At 69.6% G+C, this 437-nt stretch carries 1 protein-coding gene; it reads right to left on the bottom strand.

Going from position 1 to position 437, the window contains the following annotated elements:
* The coding region (locus VT50_RS25060; RefSeq protein WP_240529305.1) for an AMP-binding protein at positions 1-400 on the bottom strand (400 nt) is incomplete at its 3' end.
* Positions 401-437 lie beyond the last annotated feature (37 nt).

A 437-nucleotide genomic window follows, 5' to 3' on the forward strand; every position in this document is an offset into this window, starting at 1 on the left:
CGCTCGGCCCGTAGGAGTTGTACAGCCGCACCCAGGGAAGCGTGGTGTGGAAGGTGTCGCGGACGGCCGCCGACATGGCTTCCCCGCCGCAGACGACGTCACGCAGCGAGTGGCAGTCGTCCGCCACCGCGTGCCACTCCAGGAGATGCTGGAGGAGGGAGGGGACGGTATGGACGACGGTCACCTGGTGGCGCCTTACGGCCGCGAGGAGGTCCCCGGGGTCCGCGTGCCTGTCCGGGTGGGTCGGCACGATGGCCCCGCCGACCAGCAGCGGGCAGAACGCTTCCCATGCGGAGACGTCGAAGCTCAGGGGTGTCCGCATCAGGAAGCGGTCCTCGGCGCTCCAGCCGAACGCCTTCACCCGCCACAGGAGGTTGTTCAGCAGGGACTGGTGCGTCACCACGACACCCTTGGGGGTGCCGGTGGATCCTGAGGTG

Source organism: Streptomyces antioxidans (assembly GCF_000968685.2).
Classification (GTDB): domain Bacteria; phylum Actinomycetota; class Actinomycetes; order Streptomycetales; family Streptomycetaceae; genus Streptomyces; species Streptomyces antioxidans.